Origin of the sequence: Janthinobacterium sp. SUN137, from assembly GCF_030587265.1 — a bacterium.
GTDB lineage: Bacteria > Pseudomonadota > Gammaproteobacteria > Burkholderiales > Burkholderiaceae_D > Janthinobacterium > Janthinobacterium kumbetense.
The window spans coordinates 156,305-172,473 of sequence record NZ_JAPWHZ010000002.1; the positions used below are offsets into that span (position 1 = coordinate 156,305).

Consider the following 16,169-nt stretch of genomic DNA (forward strand, 5'->3'; position numbering starts at 1 on the left):
GTTTTTGATTGTTGGATTTTAGATAACTGAGTCCAGAATTGATGTCCAAAACAGGAAATGCCGCATGAACTCCCTAGAAGAACTCGTCGTCTCGGCCCAGGCTGACTTTATCGCCGCCGCAGACGCTGCCGCACTTGAAAACGCCAAAGCCCGCTACCTGGGCAAGACTGGCCAGATTACTGAAATGATGAAGGGCCTGGGCAAGCTGGACCCGGACGCGCGCAAGGCGCAAGGCGCCTTGATCAACGCCGTCAAAGTGCAGATCGAGGACGCGCTGACGGCGCGCCGTGATGCACTGGCCGATGCCCAGATGCAAGGCCGCCTGAACGCCGAAGCGATCGACGTGACCCTGCCAGGCCGTGGCCGCATGCCCGGCGGCATCCATCCCGTGATGCGCACGTGGGAGCGTGTCGAGGAAATCTTCCGCTCCATCGGTTTCGACGTGGCCGACGGCCCCGAAATCGAGAACGACTGGACCAACTTCACGGCGCTCAACAGCCCGGAAAACCATCCAGCCCGTTCCATGCAAGACACTTTCTACATCGACGGCAACGATACCGATGGCAAGCCCTTGCTGCTGCGCACGCACACGAGCCCGATGCAGGTGCGCTATGCGCGCACGCACACGCCGCCGATCAAGGTCATCGCGCCGGGCCGCACCTACCGCGTCGACAGCGACGCCACCCATTCGCCGATGTTCCACCAGGTCGAAGGCCTGTGGATCGCCGAAGACATCAGCTTTGCCGACCTGAAGGGCGTGTACCTGAACTTCGTCAAGGCATTCTTCGAGACGGACGACTTGCAAGTGCGCTTCCGCCCGTCGTACTTCCCGTTTACGGAACCGTCGGCCGAGATCGACATCGCCTTCGATTCGGGCCCGCTGAAAGGCCGCTGGCTGGAAGTGTCGGGCGCCGGCCAGGTGCATCCGACCGTGGTGAAGAACTTCGGCCTCGATCCCGAGAAATTCATCGGTTTTGCTTTCGGCTCCGGCCTGGAACGCTTGACGATGTTGCGCTACGGCATCAACGACCTGCGCCTGTTCTATGAGGGCGACTTGCGTTTCCTGAAGCAGTTCAACTAAGCATTGTTCCGTTTGATTCATGGCGCTTGAGCGCCTGTGCGCTCGCGCTGTGAGCTTTGACCCTTTGAAGGCTTGATTATGCAATTTTCCGAAAACTGGCTCCGTACCATGGTCGATCCGAAGATGACTTCGGACGAACTGGCCCATCTGCTGACCATGTCCGGTCTCGAAGTCGAGGACGTCGATCCTGTCGCGCCCCCGTTCTCGAACGTGGTGGTGGGCCTGGTCCTGGAGATGGAAAAACATCCGAACGCGGACCGCCTGAATGTGTGCCAGGTCGACGTCGGCACGGGCACCATGCTCAACATCGTTTGCGGCGCGCCGAACGTGCGCCCTGGCTTGAAAGTCGTGTGCGCCATGGCCGGCGCCGTGCTGCCGCCTGGCGCCGATGGCAAGCCGTTTGAAATCAAGGTAGGCCAGCTGCGCGGCGTCGAGTCGCAAGGCATGCTGTGCTCCGCGCGCGAATTGAAATTGTCGGAAGAAAACGCCGGCTTGCTGGAATTGCCGGACGACGCGCCGATCGGCCAGAATTTCCGCGATTACTTTGCGCTCAACGACTTGAAATTCACCATCAAGTTGACGCCGAACAAGGCGGACTGCCTGTCCGTGCTGGGCGTGGCGCGCGAAGTGTCGGCCTTGACGGGCGTGCCCCTGAATGCGCCGCAGTTCCGCACCGTGCCTGTCACCAGCGATGAAGTGTTGCCAGTGAAAGTCAGCGCGCCGGACCTGTGCGGCCGTTTCACGGGCCGCGTCATCCGCGGCTTGAACGCCCGTGCCGCCACGCCGGACTGGATGAAGCAGCGCCTCGAGCGCAGCGGCCAGCGTCCGCTGTCGGCCTTGGTCGACATTTCCAACTATGTCATGCTGGAACTGGGCCGTCCCAGCCACGTGTTTGACCTGGCAAAGATCCACGGCAGCCTCGACGTGCGTTGGGGCAAGGTGGGCGAATCCGTCAAGCTGTTGAATGGCAACACCATCGCCGTCGACGAGTGGCTCGGCGTCATTGCCGATGAGCAGGAAATCGAATCCTTGGCCGGCATCATGGGCGGCGACGCTAGCTCCGTATCGGACGATACGGACAGCATTTACCTGGAAGCGGCTTTCTGGTGGCCGAACGCCATTCAAGGCCGCGCCCGCCGCTTGAATTTCTCGACCGATGCGGCGCACCGCTTCGAGCGCGGCGTCGATTTCGCCACCACCGTCGAGCACATCGAGCGCATCACGGCCCTGATCGTGGAAATCTGTGGCACGCCGGCCACGACCGTCGGCCCCGTCGACGACCACGTGGTGAACTTGCCGCAACGCCAGCCTGTGTCGATGCGCACGGCGCGCGCGCAAAAAGTCATCGGCGTGCCGCTCACCGATGAGCTGATCGCCGATATCTTCACGCGCCTGGCCCTGCCATTCACCCTGGCGGACGGCGTGTTTTCCGTGACCTCGCCCAGCTACCGTTTCGACATCGAGATCGAGGAAGACTTGATCGAGGAAGTGGCGCGCGTGTACGGCTTTGAAAACATCCCGACCTTGCCGCCCGTGGCAGCGAACGTGATGCAGATTGCACCAGAAAATACCCGCTCCTTGTTTGCGGTACGTCATGAGCTGGCCGACCTGGGCTTCCAGGAAGTGGTTAACATGAGCTTTGTCGATACGGCATGGGAGCGCGATTTCTCGGGCAACACGAATCCGATCAAATTGCAGAACCCGATCGCCAGCCAGATGAGCGTGATGCGCTCCTCGCTGATTGGCAGCCTGATCGCCAATGTGCGTTATAACCTGAACCGCAAGACGAACCGCGTGCGCATCTTCGAAGTGGGCGCCATCTACCAGCGCGACGACAGCGTGGAAAACGGTCCCCTGTCGGTGGCCGGTTACGCACAGCCGAAGCGCGTGGCGGCCATGGCCTACGGCGCGGTGGCCGACGAGCAATGGGGCCAGGCTGCGCGCACGGTCGACTTCTTCGACGTGAAGGCGGACCTGGAAGCGCTGTTTGCGCCGCTGGTCTTGCGTTTCAGCAAGGCGGAGCATCCTGCCCTGCATCCGGGCCGTTCGGCCAACGTGGAGCTCGATGGCAAGGTCATCGGTTTCATCGGCGAATTGCACCCGCGCTGGATGCAAAAGTATGACTTGCCGCTGGCGCCTGTGCTGTTCGAAGTCGACGCCGCTGCGCTGACGCAACGAGTCGTGCCCGTGTACCAGGAAATCTCGAAATTCCCTGGCGCCAGCCGCGACCTGGCCGTGGTCGTCAAGCAATCGGTGGCCGTGCAGGATCTGCTCGACAGCTTCCACGCCGCCGCCAAGTCGAGCCCGGCAGCGCGTATCGTGCAAGCCATTGTTTTATTTGATGAATATCGTGGAAAAGGTCTGGAAGCGGATGAAAAAAGCCTTGCTTTCCGGATTAGCTTGCAAGATACTCAAAACACCCTGCAAGACGATGTCGTCGATGGCCTGATGGCTGTCCTGGTCGATGCGGCCAAGCAGGGCCACGACGCGAAACTGCGTTCGTAATTACCGGACTGGCCGTCGCCTTGCGTGACGGCCTTTCCGTCGTCAACCGTAGACGAGCTTGCCATGTGGCGGGCTCGGGCGCACAGAAAAGGCAGGGCAGGAAAATTAATAACAGCGACGTTGATTCCGCCGTACTGCAGTCCGCACTGGCCGCAGATCTGCATCGGGCCATGCTGGTTGCCAAAGTGCGCCAGGAAGCGGAAAAAGATTTACCCACCTTGACCAAGGCGGAACTGGCCGAACTGTTGTTCGAGCAAGTGGGCCTGAACAAGCGCGAAGCGAAGGATATGGTCGAGACCTTTTTCGACGAGATCCGCAATGCGCTCGAACGGGGCGAGGCCGTCAAGCTGTCCGGTTTCGGCAATTTCCAGTTGCGCGACAAGCCGCAGCGGCCGGGCCGCAATCCGAAGACGGGCGAAGAGATTCCCATCACGGCGCGCCGCGTCGTGACCTTCCATGCGAGCCAGAAGCTGAAAAGCATGGTCGAAGAGACCAGTCCGCTGGCACGTGCTGCCTGAGTGAGTGGCGATGAACGAGCGCATCAGTAAAACCGAGTTGATCGCCTTGCCGCCCATTCCGGCGAAACGCTATTTCACGATCGGCGAGGTGAGCGAATTGTGCGGCGTCAAACCGCATGTATTGCGCTACTGGGAGCAGGAGTTTTCCCAGCTCAAGCCGGTCAAACGACGTGGCAACCGCCGTTATTATCAGCACCATGAGGTGCTGTTGATACGCCGCATCCGCGAATTGCTGTACGAGCAGGGCTTTACCATCAGCGGTGCCCGCAACAAGCTCGACAGTCGTGGCGCTTCGCATGCCATCGCCGACGAGCTGCCAGTGCTGCCGGCCGTGCCCGTCGCGCCGCAGGAAGCGCCGCTGGACCGCGTGTGGATACGCAATGAATTAATTGCGATTTTAAACTTGCTAAAATAAGATTTGTACCAATATAGGTGGGGTTGTCCGGTAGCAGTTGACTAAGTTGACTATACTGCATGGGCGCTCGGCCTTGGCGCTGACGCTACCGTACGGCGCGCCATATTTTGAATATAATGTTAATGTTGCGTTTTTGTTAGTGACGCTGAACCGGAGCAGCGTTCAGGTTCCGGTAGTCTTTCCCAGGCCAGGAAAATTTAAGGGGAAACAATGATACGCGTTGCCATTTGTGATGATCACCAAATAGTACGAGCTGGATTCAAACAGATTTTTTCGTCGTCGAGCGATTTCAGTGTGGTGGCGGAAGCCGGTACGGGGCGCGAAGCGCTCGATATCGCCCGCCGCGAAATTTGCGATGTATTGCTGCTCGATATAGCCATGCCCGATCAGAGCGGCATCGATACCCTGCGCACGATCCGCCAGGGCCAGCCGGAATTGCCCGTGCTGATACTCAGCGGCTATCCCGCGCAGCAATACGCGTTGAACCTGTTCAAGATGGGCGCGAATGGCTATCTGAACAAGGAATGCGAAGCCGACGAGCTGATGACGGCCGTGCGCACCGTGTTCCAGGGGCGCCGCTATGTCAGCTCCACCGTCGGCGAATTGCTGGCGCAATCGTTCGACCGCGATACGAATGCCGCTTTGCACACGGAATTGTCGGACCGCGAATTCCAGGTCTTCCTGCGCCTGGCGCGCGGCGCCACCGTGTCCGATATCGGTGTCGCCTTGTCGCTGAGCATCAAGACGGTGAGTACTTACCGTACGCGCATCATGGAAAAAATGGGCTTGCAATCCAACAGCGACTTGACCTATTACGCAATGAAAAACAATTTGCTTGACTAGCGCTGCGGTGCGATCATGGAAACATGATCGCTCAGCCAGCCAGCCGGCACGACTTGTGCAGTGCAGCAGTTTGTGGCGAGGACTATAATTGGCCGGCGCCGGCGCTTTTTCCCGCGCCGAACCTTGCTAAGGATGCACATCAGGATGTATTTCACCGCTGAACCGGCCCCGAATCACCGCCTGCCCCTCTACAAGACGATCCTGTGCGTGACTTGCGCCTTGCTGCTTGTACTCAATGGTTTCAGTCTCTATCATAATCTGCAGTCGCTGAAGGGCACGAACGCCTTGCTCAGCCAGAGCGCCCGCGTGGCGGACCGCCTGCAGTATTTGAACGTGCTCGTGCTCGATGCGGAAAGCAGCTTGCGCGGCTACTTCATTTCCGGCTCCGAAACCTATCTGGGGCCGTCGAAGACGGCGACCACGGAAATCGAAAACGAATTCAACGAGCTGCAAACCTTGCTCGCGGGTAGTCCTACCCAGCTGAAAAACCTGGGCCAGCTGAAAAGCTTGATCCGTCGCAAGATGTCGATGTTGCAACAGTCGATCGATGTCTACAAGCAGGGCGGGCTGGCCGAGATCGTCAACATTTCCCGCGTGACCGATGACCGCGCCACCATGGACGAGATCCGCCTGCAAGTGGTGATCATGACGCGCGAACAGAATGAAGCGTTGTCGTCCGGCAGCGCCGCCTTTTACCATGAGTACCAGAAAGCCGTGCTGCTCGGCATCGGCATCAATGCCCTGGCCATTCTCGTGCTGATCATGTTTTACCAGCTGGTGCGGCGCAGTTTCCAGAATCGCGCGGCCGTCGAGTATGCGCTGCAAAATGCCAACGACACCCTGGAATCGACGGTCAGCAAGCGTACGGAGCAGTTATCCGTGCTGTCGCGCCATTTGATCAGTGTCAATGAAGTGGAAAAGGCGCGCCTGGCGCGCGAATTGCACGATGAGCTGGGCGCCAACCTGACGTCGATCAGCATGGACCTGGGCGCCGTCACGCAGCAACTGGCGCACACGCAGCCGGAACTGGCCGCACAATTGCGCCGCGCCAAGGCCACCTTGCTGGAAACGGTGGAATTGAAGCGCCGCATCGTCGAAGACCTGCGCCCCAGCCTGCTGGACAATCTGGGCCTGTGCGCCGCCATCGAAAGTTATTGCGAGGATTTTGCGCGCATGAGTTCCGTGCGCTGCGAAACGGACGTGGCCATCAATATCGACAACCGCGAAGCCACCCTGACGATTGCCCTGTTCCGTATCGTGCAGGAATCGCTGACCAATATCCTGAAATATGCGCGCGCCGGCATGGTCAGCGTGACCTTGAAGCGCAATGAGCACGGCCTGGTGTTGCGCGTGATCGACGACGGTATCGGCATCACGGAAGATGCGCTGCAAAAACCCATGTCGCACGGCTTGCTGGGCATGCGCGAGCGGGCCTTGTTGCTGGGTGGCACACTCACCGTGCGCCAGGGGCCGGAAGGCAAGGGCACGTGTGTGGAAGCCGTGATTCCGCTGCCGCTGCCGCTGACGCCGGAGCCGGAAGACATCGATGCGGATGCCGAAGCGTAATGGACGTTGATGCAAGAAAAATGGCCGGGCATGCAGCCCGGCCATTTTTTTATCTGTCTTGCCTGATCAGCAGCGGATCAGCAGCGTGATACGTCGCGCAGCAAGCGGTCGTATTCCGTCTTGGCCACCTTGTAGCATTCGCCCGCATAGCATTCCAGGCCGGCGCGGTCCAGCACCGTGATATTGCCGCGACGATAGTGGATCAAGCCTTCTTCCTGCAGCTTGCCGGCGGCGGCCGTGATGCTTTCGCGGCGCACGCCCAGCATGATCGAAATCAACTCTTGCGTCACCTTCAATTCGTTCGATGGCGAACGGTCCAGGCGGTCCAGCAGCCAGCGGCACAGCTTTTGCTCGATCGAGCTGTGACGGCCGCCGACGGCGTTCTGCGCCATTTGCGCAAACAGGGCGTTGGTGTAGCGCATCAGCAACTGGGGCAGGGCGCCGCCCTGGTTGAAGGCGTCGCGCAAGCTTTGCGTTTTCAGGCGGTAGCCGTAGCCGGCACTTTGCACGACGGCCGTGCACATGGCGCGCTCGCCTGCCAGCAGCGAGGCACCGGCCACGCCTTCATGGCCGACGACGGCGATTTCCGTCGTCGCGCCGTCTTCCATGACATACAGCAAGGAAATGATGGCGGTGGTGGGGAAGTAGCTGTATTCCAGGTTATTGCCGTAGGCATACAATTCCTTGCCGAAAGGCAGTTCCACCAGTTCCAGGTCTTCGAACAGCGATTCGAGCGCGGCGCGCGGCAGGGCGGCCAGCAATTCATTCTGTTGGGCACTGCTGAGGCTAACCCGCGACGCAAGCTTGATTTCCCGACCGGCCGCCGGCATGGCGCGCGGCAGCAACTGGTTCTTCTGGACCGGGGCGATAAGTTGAGTATGGCTCATAGTATTCCTCACAGGCTTTTTACATCGGAGTGCGACTGCCGCGTTGCTGGTCAAAAAAGTTGCCGCATCCCTCTGGGAACAGCGTTTTTTTTCGACCGCGCGGTGCAGATCGCGATGTAGCTACTTTAAAAGCTTATGTAAGTGGCGAACATAAGATTAGCAGTCGCCACTTTGTAGTCTCTTTTGAGGCGAAATTGTAGTCCTTGTCCTACGTGCACACTTTTGACTAGCTAGCCTTGCGCCGTTCTGCGCGATTTTGTGATATGACGCGCGGCTTGTTGGCGCTCCACAGGCCGGCCGGACGCACGCTGGGCAAGCCGTCGCGCACGGTTGCGGCGGGTGTCTGGCGCACGTTTGGCGCCTCGTGTTCTCCCAGGCGGAAGCGGCTGACGGCCTGCGTCAGCGCCTCGCCTTCCTGGTGCAGGCGCTGCGAACCGGCGCGCGCCTCGTTGACCAGGCTCGCATTCTGGCGCGTCATGTCGTCGATTTGCGCCAGCGCGCCGTTGATGCGGGCGATTTCGCCATTCTGCTCGGCGCCCGCGCTGCTGATGCGCCCGATGACGACGGACACTTGCTGCACTGCATCGACGACTTGCCGCATGGTGCTGCCGGCCGCGTTGACCAGGTCGCCGCCCGCGTCCACGGTGGCCACGGAGTCGCCGATCAGGCGTTTGATTTGCTGCGCCGCCTCGCTGGAACGCTGCGCCAGGCTGCGCACTTCGGACGCCACGACGGCAAAGCCGCGCCCCTGTTCGCCCGCGCGCGCCGCTTCCACGGCCGCGTTCAGGGCGAGGATATTCGTCTGGAAGGCGATGCCGTTGATCACGCCGATGATGTCGACGATCTTGTGCGAGCTGGCCTTGATCGAGGCCATGGTCTCGACCACGGCGCTGACGGTCTCGCCGCCGCGCAGGGCCACTTCGGCCGCCGACGCCACCAGGGTGCGTCCCTGTCCTACGTGGGCTTCGTTGCGGCCCACGGTGGCCGTCAGCTCGCGCATCGAGTCCACGGTGGCGCCCAGCGCGTCCGCTTGCGTGGCCGTGTGGCCGGACAGGGCGGCGTTGCCTTGGGCGATATCGGCGCCGGCGGCCGCGATGACGGCCGCGCCGCCGCGGATTTCCTGCACCAGGGTGGCCAGGCCATGCGTCATGGCGCCGAAGTCGCGCACCAGGTCGCCGATTTCGTCGTGCGCCTGCGAGGTGATGCGCTGCGACAGGTCGCCTGCCGCCGCGGCGCCCACGGCCACGCGCAATTGCTGCACGTCGCGCGCGAAGGCGGCATAAAAGCCCGCGCACAGGTAGGCGGCGGCCAGCAGCACCAGCAGCATGGCCGCCAGGATCAGGGCGCGGCGCGCCTCGTCGCGGGCGATGCGCTGCGCCAGCAGGTCGTCCAGCGCGGAGGCGGAGGCGCCGGACAGCGCGTGCAGGGCGTCGATGGCTTGCATGCCGGCCGCGTGGAATTGCGCGCCCGACGTCTGGTCGTAGGAGTTCGTCACTTCATTCTTCGTGCGTTCGAGGAAGGCCAGCGCGGCCGGCACGGCTTTCAGGGCCGGCTGCAGGCTGGCGCGCAATTCCGGCTTGGCCGCGATGATTTCGTCGAAGCGGGCCGGCAGGCGTTCCAGTTCGTGGCGCGCGATCAGGGCGTTGGCGTTGACCAGTTGATCTTCATTCGCCTCGAACAGGCCCGTGTCGATGTAGGCGGCGCCGCGCCCGCCGATGTCGGACAGGCTCTCGGCCAGGTCGGGCAGGGTGGCGGTGAAGGCGGCGCTCAGGTGGTTGGCGCCCGCGTCCGGGTCCAGACTCAGGTGCGAGCGGTCGGCCACCAACTGGCCCAGCTTGGCCGCCTGGCGCAGCAGCGCCGTGTGCGCCGCGTAGCTGTCGCGCGCCGCGAGGCCCGCCTGGCGTCCCAGCAGGGCTTGCCACTGCTTCGTCAGTTCGGCCGCCTGGGGCAGGCCGGCGCCCGCCGGCAAGTGCGCCAGGGCGGCCAGCGCGGCCGTGATGCGCGCATTCAGGGCCGTGTTGTCCATGCCCGCCTTGCCGCTCAGGCGCAAGTGCTCGAGGCCGCGCCGCTGTTGCAGCAGCCGCGTGCCTTCCTGCAACTGGCGCACATAGGCCACGCCCCGCTGCGCATCCTGCGCCTGGGCCAGCGACTTGCCCAGTTCCGAGATCAGCAGGGTGGTCGCCAGCGCCAGCGGCAGCAGGAAGACCAGGCAGACAAGCATGAATTTGGGCAGCAGGCGCAAGCGCTGCATGAGGCGGATGGCGGGGGTGAGGAGCATTTTCATCGGGTTTCCAGGGTAGGGTGACAACATTTCTGCAGTGCAATGTTGCCTGCGGATTGTGACCCCTTGATGAAGTGCGCCGCGATGCGGTCAGTTTTGCCGTTCGCCAGAGTGAAGCAGTTCACACGGAAGGCCGATCCTTCTGTAAAATCGAGGGTTTTTTGCGAGGGCCATATTATGGTCACCAATATGGCCAACGAGAACGACATCAACACCCCCGATTCCAGCGACAGCGCGGACAACGCCGCAGCGCCGGTGAGCAGCAAGGCGCCGGCCGTGATCGCGCGCGAAGTGCAGCGCCGCCGCACCTTCGGCATCATTTCCCACCCGGATGCGGGTAAAACCACCCTGACGGAAAAACTGCTGCTGTTCTCGGGCGCGATCCAGATGGCCGGTACCGTCAAGGCGCGTAAATCGGGCCGCCACGCGACGTCGGACTGGATGGAGATCGAGAAGCAGCGCGGCATTTCCGTCGCTTCCTCGGTGATGCAGTTCGAATTCCGCGACCACGTCGTCAACCTGCTCGACACCCCGGGCCACCAGGACTTCTCGGAAGATACCTACCGCGTGCTGACGGCGGTCGACTCGGCGCTGATGGTGATCGATGCGGCCAAGGGCGTGGAAGCGCAGACGATCAAGCTGCTGGCCGTGTGCCGCATGCGCAATACGCCGATCGTCACCTTCATGAACAAGATGGACCGCGAGACGCGCGATCCGCTGGACCTGCTCGACGAACTGGAATCGGTGCTGAAGATCCAGTGCGCGCCCGTCACCTGGCCTATCGGCATGGGCAAGAACTTCCGCGGCGTGTACCACCTGCTGAACGACGAGATCATGCTGTTCAAGGCCGGTGAAGAGAAGGCCGACGGCGCCTTCGAAATCATCAAGGGCATCGACAACCCGCGCCTGCAGGAGATGTTCCCGCTTGAGATGGATCAATTGCGCATGGAAGTGGAACTGGTGCACGGCGCGTCGAACCCGTTCAACCTGGAAGAATTCCTCTCCGGCGTGCAGACGCCCGTGTTCTTCGGTTCGGCCATCAACAACTTCGGCGTGCGCGAGATCCTGTCCGCGCTGGTCGACTGGGCGCCGGCGCCGCGCGAGCGCGACGCGACCGTGCGTTCGGTGGCGCCGTCCGAGCAGCCATTTACCGGTTTCGTCTTCAAGATCCAGGCCAACATGGACCCGGCCCACCGCGACCGCATCGCCTTCCTGCGCGTGTGCTCGGGACGTTTCGAGCGCGGCATGAAGGTCAAGCACTTGCGCCTGGGGCGCGAGATCAAGGTGTCGAACGTGGTGACCTTCATGGCTTCCTCGCGCGAACAGGTGGAAGAAGCGTACGCGGGCGACATCATCGGCTTGCCGAACCATGGCAACATGCAGATCGGCGACAGTTTTTCCGAAGGCGAGATGCTGACCTTTACGGGCATCCCGTACTTCGCGCCGGACTTCTTCCGCTCGGTGCGCATCCGTAATCCCTTGAAAATCAAGCAGTTGCACAAGGGCTTGCAGCAGCTGGGCGAAGAGGGCGCGGTGCAGGTCTTCAAGCCGGTGCAGGGCGGCGAGCTGGTACTGGGCGCCGTCGGCGTGCTGCAGTTCGAAGTGGTGGCCAGCCGTTTGCTCAACGAGTATGGCGTGGACGCCGTGTTCGAAGGCACCAGCATCAGCAGCGCCCGCTGGGTCAGCTGCGACGACAAGCGCATCCTGCAGGATTTCGAAAATGCGCTGGGCCACAACGTGGCCTACGATGCGGCCGGCAACATGGCCTACCTGGCGACATCCGGCGTGAACCTGCGCCTGACGGAAGAGCGCTGGCCGAAGCTGACATTCCACGCCACGCGCGAGCATTCGGCCAAGCTGGCCTGATGACTCTGAGGTAGCGACGAGGGGCAGAACCACTGGTTCTGCCTTTTTTACGCCGGCAGGATCGTGCGCGTACTCCAGTCGCGCCGTTCCAGCAGCAATGCCGTCAGTTGCGCCGCCGTCATCGGGCGGGCGAAGAAGAAGCCCTGCACGTTGTCGCAGCCCGCTTTGCGCAAGAACTCCACCTGCTGCAGCGTTTCCACCCCTTCGGCCACCACTTTCAGGTGCAGGCTGTGCGCCATGGCGATGATGGCAGTGACGATGGCTTCGCCCTCGCCGGGCAGGTCGTGCACGAAGCTGCGGTCGATCTTCAGCTGGTCGATGGGCAGGCGTTTCAAGTACGACATCGAGGAATAGCCGGTGCCGAAATCGTCGATCGACAGGTGGATGCCCGTTTCCTGCAGGCGCCGCATCAATTCCACGTTGGCGTGGACATTGTCCATCAGGACGCCTTCCGTGATTTCCAGCTCCAGCAAGCCATGCGGCAGCTGCGTTTCGTCCAGGATGGCGCGGATATCGTCCATCAGGCCCGGATCGCGTGCCTGGCAAGCCGACAGGTTGACGGCCACGTGTTCCAGTGAATCGAGCAGACCCGCCTTGCACCAGGCGGCTGCCTGGCGGCAGGCGCTTTGCAGCACCCAGCGTCCCAGGTCGACGATGATGCCGCTTTCCTCGGCCACGGGGATGAATTCGGCGGGACTCAGCTGGCCCATGTCGCGGCAATGCCAGCGTATCAGCGCTTCCACGCCGACGATGCGCCCGCTGCGCAAGTCGATCTGCGGCTGGTAGTGCAAATACAGTTCCTCGTTCTGCAGGGCGCGGCGCAGGTTCGCTTCCATGCGCAGGCGGCGCTGGGCGCGTAACTCCATTTCGGCCTTGAACACGGCGTAGCGGTTCTTGCCCTGGTGCTTGGCGTGGTACATGGCCGTATCGGCATTGCGCGTCAGGGTGGCCACGTCCTGCGCGTCGAACGGATACAGGCTCACGCCGATGCTGGCGCTGACGTACAGCTGGTGGCCTTCGAGGGCGAACGGCGCGGCCAGCACGGCGAGGATCTTGCGCGCCACGCTGGCCATCTCCGAGGCGTCGTCGGCCGGTTCCACGATGACGACGAATTCGTCGCCGCCGATGCGGCAGATGATGTCGGTGCCGCGCAGGATGGCCACCAGGCGCTCGGACACGAGCTTGAGCAGCTGGTCGCCGCAGTGGTGGCCCAGCGTGTCGTTGACGATCTTGAAGTTGTCCAGGTCCAGCAGCAGCAGGCCCACGCTGCTGTCCTGGCGGTCGGCGCGCGCCAGCGCATAGGCCAGCGCATCGTTGAATTCATGGCGGTTCGGCAGCTGCGTGACCGGGTCGACGTGGGCCAGGTAGTGCAAATGGCGCTCCGCATGCAGGGCGGCGGTGCGCGTGCGGCGCACCATCAGGAAGGTCAGGCCGAACGCGCACAGGCAGACCAGCAGGGTGAAGGCGGCAAATTGCGCCAGGCTGGCGTACAGCGGCGCCAGGCTGGCGCGCAGGTACAGCGCGCCGCCGCCGGGCAAGGCCGTCAGGATGGCAGCGCTGCCGTCCAGGTAATCGATCTGCAGGCCGTTGCGCGGCGCCGTGGGCGCGGTATCGCTGCCGCTGCGCGCGTAGCGGGCAAACGGCGTGCCATAGGGGCTGTAAAGCAGTGCTTGCCGGATATGCGGGGCGGCGGCGAGGGGAGTGAGGAGTTGTTGCGCTGCAAGACGATTATCCTGGCGCATGGCCTGCGTGGCGGCAGGCGCCAGCATGTCGGCCTGGATGCGCAGCGTGCGCTGGAAGGATGCCTGGAGGGAAAACAACTGGAAGAGGATCAACAGCAGGCTGGCCATGGCTAGCATGGCCGCCGCGGCCAGCAAGTTCAGCCTGGCTATGCGGTCGCCGCGCAATTGCGCCGACGGCAGCATCAATGGCGCCATCATGACGCTTTCTCCTGCCGGCCCCGCTTGCCGCCGCCCCGTGTGATCCCGCCTCGCCCAGCCATACTTTACGTTCCAGTCTGATGAAAACCGAAGTGAGCCGGAACTCTCGACGTGTTGTTAAGGCCGACATATTGTCATTTTGCAGCGTGAAAGTACAGGGCGCGCGGCAATTTTGTCTGCATGCCACAGGCCGGTGGCAGCAGGCTAAGTAGGTCGTAATAAATTATTGTGATTTCTGACCTCGATAACCGGCGCTCTGCGGCGTTACCCGCTGCTAGCAGTGCCTGCACTGCGTCGCAACGGGCGCCTTGCAGCGCATCCGGTTCTGTTCGTCATAACTTCACAATAATTTCCCACGACCTACTTAGGCGACAAGTCAGGCGGAAAAGGTGGGGCGTGTCTTTCTAATAATAATCCAAGCTGAATTTTAATCCTTTTTTTGCCGGCTGTTTTTTTCCTTTAAAAACATGCTGACAATAAACAAAATGCCATCAAGAATAACTTCAATGGCCCCGGCATCGCGCGCGGATTAACTTTTTGCCTGCATAGGCCATTGCAAGTCATTGATTTTAATAAATTTTAATGAAGAATGCGAGAACGCTATGGCCTTGCTCCGCGAGTTCGTCCATAATCCGCAGATGATGGACGTCCTGATGCTGTTTGTTTTGTCTGCCGCGGCCAGGCAAGCTGCCGCCAGCAAAACCGGACGTCGCCCTAATGATCAATAGTGAGGATATCTTGGAAAAAAAACCAAAAATTATTTTGTCGTCACAAGACCTGGAACGACTGGAAGCGTTGTTGTATGCCTTGGGTAATAATCTGTCGCCGGACAAGGCTGCCTTGCTCGACGAACTGGGCCGCGCCGAGGTGCTCGAACCGCAAGAGATTCCCCCGACCGTCGTGACGATGAATTCCACCGTGCGCTTCACGGTGGAAAACAAGGAGGAATTCTGCCTGACGCTCGTGTATCCGAAGGATGTGGAAGGCCAGGCCGACCGCATTTCCGTGCTGGCGCCCGTCGGCAGCGCGCTGCTGGGCCTGTCCGTGGGCGACAGCATCGCCTGGCCCATGCCGGGCGGCGTGGTGAAGGTCAAGATCGAGGAAATCGTTTACCAGCCTGAACGGGCTGGCGAGTACCACCGCTAAGCGTAGCCAGCAGTAATGGCGGACGGCGCCCGCCGTTCGCTTGCCAGGCCGTGCCGGGAGCGGAGCTAACTGTTCCTCTGCACGCGCACCACCAGCCATCCCGCCACCACCGTGAACGTGACGATGATGGCGACGATGATCCAGAAGCCTTGCGGATGCTGGGCCAGCGGAATTCCCCCCACATTCATGCCCAGCATGCCGGCGATGATGTTGATCGGCAAGGCCAGCACGGTGACGATGGTCAGCACGAACAGGCTGCGGCTGTTTTCCTCGTTGACGCTGGCGGCAATCTCTTCCTGCAGCAGCTTGATGCGTTCTTGTAGCGAAGACATATCGCTGAGGACCACCGAAAATTCCTCTGTCGACTGGCGCAATTCCAGGCTGTCCAGCTCCGACACCCACGCGGGCGGCCGTTGCAGCAGGCGGAACAGGGCGGCCGGTTCCGGCGCCAGCAGGCGCTGCAGCCGCACCAGCACGCGCCGCATGGCGCCCAGATCTTCGCGTTTCGGCACCAGGCGCCCGGCCAGCAAGTGGTCTTCGATATCGTCGACCCGCGCCACGGCGTCGCGCACGATGTTGACCAGCACGTCCGCCTGATCGCGCAGCAGGTGGATCAGCAGCTCCACCGACGAGCGGATCGGCTCGTGGTTCTTGATGACGGCCTGGCGCAGGCGTTCGATCGACTGCAGCGGCGCGCGGCGCGCCGTGATGACGAGGTTTTGCGCCACGCTGGCCCACATGGTGGAAATGTCAGATGCCTCGAACGAAAAATTGTGCACCACATCGTTGACCACGGCGATCAGGGTGTTTTCCGCCTGTTCGATGCGCGTCGAGCGTGAGCCCTGGTGCAGGGTTTCATAGAATTCGTCGGCCAGCTGCGTGTGCGTCATCAGCCATTTTTCGCTGGCCGCATGCGACAGGTTGAAATGCAGCCAGACGAATTCCTGCGCCGGGCGCGCCGCGCCATCGGCCAGCCAGGCCAGGGCGGCCGTCGAGTCGAGCGCCAGCGGCTGCGCCTCGCGGCCAAACAGGAAGCCCCAGACCAGGCCCGAGGTGTCCGAGCCGTAGGTAAAACCGGCAGTTTCCATCGCCATCGTGAATCTTTCTCGTGCAGTGTGATT

The 16,169-nt window shown here is 61.9% G+C and carries 12 protein-coding genes; 8 read left to right on the forward strand and 4 right to left on the reverse strand.

From position 1 onward, the window contains the following. Nucleotides 1–64 precede the first annotated feature (64 nt). The 6 genes from pheS (at nt 65) to O3298_RS08810 (ending at nt 6,928) form a co-directional block, all read left to right on the forward strand. A complete protein-coding gene (gene pheS / locus O3298_RS08785) occupies nt 65–1,081 on the forward strand; it encodes a phenylalanine--tRNA ligase subunit alpha (protein WP_305059045.1) in 1,017 nt (338 codons plus the stop codon). Between the two features lie 78 nt (nt 1,082–1,159). Further along, on the forward strand, nt 1,160–3,586 hold the full coding sequence (pheT, locus tag O3298_RS08790; RefSeq protein WP_305059046.1) for a phenylalanine--tRNA ligase subunit beta: 2,427 nt from the start codon (nt 1,160–1,162) through the stop codon (nt 3,584–3,586). Between the two features lie 170 nt (nt 3,587–3,756). Further along, nucleotides 3,757–4,104 (forward strand): integration host factor subunit alpha, encoded by a 348-nt coding sequence (locus O3298_RS08795; RefSeq protein ID WP_010399205.1) that lies wholly within the window; start codon nt 3,757–3,759, stop codon nt 4,102–4,104. A gap of 10 nt (nt 4,105–4,114) precedes the next feature. Continuing rightward, the gene (locus tag O3298_RS08800; RefSeq protein ID WP_099667408.1) at nt 4,115–4,519 is read left to right on the forward strand and encodes a MerR family transcriptional regulator; all 405 of its coding nucleotides are present in this window, start codon (nt 4,115–4,117) and stop codon (nt 4,517–4,519) included. Between the two features lie 210 nt (nt 4,520–4,729). Continuing rightward, nucleotides 4,730–5,362, forward strand: a complete 633-nt coding sequence (locus tag O3298_RS08805; protein WP_034783185.1) for a response regulator transcription factor — start codon at nt 4,730–4,732, stop codon at nt 5,360–5,362. Between the two features lie 144 nt (nt 5,363–5,506). Continuing rightward, on the forward strand, nt 5,507–6,928 hold the full coding sequence (locus O3298_RS08810) for a CHASE3 domain-containing protein (protein ID WP_305059047.1): 1,422 nt from the start codon (nt 5,507–5,509) through the stop codon (nt 6,926–6,928). 77 nt (nt 6,929–7,005) lie between these two features. Here the strand turns inward: O3298_RS08810 and O3298_RS08815 are convergent, their stop codons facing one another. Next, on the reverse strand, nt 7,006–7,815 hold the full coding sequence (locus O3298_RS08815; protein ID WP_034783188.1) for a Crp/Fnr family transcriptional regulator: 810 nt from the start codon (nt 7,813–7,815) through the stop codon (nt 7,006–7,008). Nucleotides 7,816–8,041: 226 nt separating this feature from the next. Beyond that, nucleotides 8,042–10,099 (reverse strand): methyl-accepting chemotaxis protein, encoded by a 2,058-nt coding sequence (locus tag O3298_RS08820; RefSeq protein WP_305059048.1) that lies wholly within the window; start codon nt 10,097–10,099, stop codon nt 8,042–8,044. A 174-nt stretch (nt 10,100–10,273) separates the two neighbouring features. Between O3298_RS08820 and O3298_RS08825 the strand changes: the two genes are divergently transcribed. Next, nucleotides 10,274–11,962 carry a peptide chain release factor 3 gene (locus O3298_RS08825; protein WP_369811518.1) on the forward strand — a complete coding sequence of 563 codons (1,689 nt, stop codon included), beginning with the start codon at nt 10,274–10,276 and terminating at the stop codon, nt 11,960–11,962. Between the two features lie 47 nt (nt 11,963–12,009). Here O3298_RS08825 and O3298_RS08830 read toward each other — a convergent pair whose 3' ends face one another. Then, entirely contained in the window at nt 12,010–13,902 is a 1,893-nt protein-coding gene (locus O3298_RS08830; RefSeq protein WP_305059049.1) for a bifunctional diguanylate cyclase/phosphodiesterase, read from the reverse strand. Between the two features lie 738 nt (nt 13,903–14,640). On the opposite strand from O3298_RS08830, the gene rnk reads away from it, so the two are divergent. Further along, entirely contained in the window at nt 14,641–15,048 is a 408-nt protein-coding gene (gene rnk / locus O3298_RS08835) for a nucleoside diphosphate kinase regulator (RefSeq protein ID WP_162835757.1), read from the forward strand. A gap of 65 nt (nt 15,049–15,113) precedes the next feature. Here rnk and O3298_RS08840 read toward each other — a convergent pair whose 3' ends face one another. Further along, complete coding sequence (locus O3298_RS08840) at nt 15,114–16,142, reverse strand: transporter (protein ID WP_175444840.1); 1,029 nt, start codon at nt 16,140–16,142, stop codon at nt 15,114–15,116. Nucleotides 16,143–16,169: the final 27 nt, after the last annotated feature.